Origin of the sequence: Kitasatospora sp. MY 5-36 (genome assembly GCF_001182915.1) — a bacterium.
GTDB lineage: Bacteria > Actinomycetota > Actinomycetes > Streptomycetales > Streptomycetaceae > Kitasatospora.
The window spans coordinates 1-1,173 of record NZ_LFVW01001249.1 but is presented as its reverse complement, the minus strand read 5'-3'; the positions used below and the strand labels follow the sequence as shown (position 1 = coordinate 1,173).

General features: G+C 75.9%; 1 protein-coding gene. It reads left to right on the top strand.

Annotated elements, in window-relative coordinates; translation table 11 throughout:
• A partial coding sequence (locus AE652_RS41735; RefSeq protein ID WP_049661273.1) for an HD-GYP domain-containing protein occupies nucleotides 1–1,147 on the top strand: 1,147 nt, incomplete at its 5' end.
• Nucleotides 1,148–1,173 lie beyond the last annotated feature (26 nt).

Below are 1,173 nucleotides of genomic sequence, written 5' to 3'. Positions count from 1 at the left end.
CGCCGCCGCCCTGGTGGCCGCCCCGGCCGCGCTGCTCGGCGGGCCGAGCGGGCGCGGCTGCCGCCCGCGCCAGCTGTTCAACGGCTCCCAGCTCGCGCTGTGCGCCTTCGCCTCCTCCGTCGCCTTCCACCTGCTGCACGGCCCGCAGCTGCTGCTCGGCTCCCGCTTCCCGGCCGCACTGCTGCCCGGATTCGCCGCCGTCGCGGTGTTCTGCCTGGTCAACGGGGTGGTGGTGGGCGTCATGCTGATGCTCAGCGAGGGCCGCCGGCCCGGGGTGCTGCTGAGCGGGGCGCACGCGTCCTGCGGGCTGCCGGTACTGGTGCACGCGGCCGGCGGGCTGATGGTCGCGGTGCTCTGGCAGGGCCCGTACGGCGCGTTCGCGGCGCTGCTCGCGCTGCTGCCGCTGTCCATCTCGGCCTGGGTGTTCGCCCAGGGCCAGCGCGAGCGGGACGCCCACCAGGCCACCGTGCAGTCGCTGGTGCAGGCCGTGGAGATCAAGGACTCCTACACCCGGGGCCACAGCGAACGGGTCGGCCGGGCCTCGGTGCTGATCGCCACTCAGCTCGGCATGGAGGCCGAGCGGCTGCGCACCCTGCGCTTCGCGGGCATCCTGCACGACGTCGGCAAGCTCGGCGTGGCCACCGAGCTGCTGCGCAGAAACGGTCCCCTGACCGAGGCCGAGCGCCGGGCGGTGGAGATCCACCCGGTGTACGGGTACGAGCTGGTGCGCGGGATCGACTTCCTCGGCGAGGCGCGCGCCGGGATCCTGCACCACCACGAGCGGCTGGACGGCCGGGGCTACCCGAGCGGGCTGGCCGGCGAGCAGATCCCCGAGTTCGCCCGGATCATCTCGGTCGCCGACGCCTTCGACTCGATGACCTCCACCCGCTCCTACCGGCGCGGCCGCCCCGTCGGCGAGGCGGTCGCGGAGCTGGAGCGCTGCTCGGGCAGCCAGTTCGACCCGGTGATGGTGCGGGCGCTGATCGACGCGCTGGCCGGGTACGACTGGCAGCCGGTGGTGCACTCCGAGGACTCCATCGAGGCGGTGCCGGACATCCCGCTCGGGGTGCCCGAGCCGGTCCGGGCCGCCCCGGGCCGGGTGCCGACCCAGGGCGGCGGGACCGTCCCCGCGGCCGGGCAGCCGTGAGGGCCCCCGGGCGGGCGGCTGCCGGG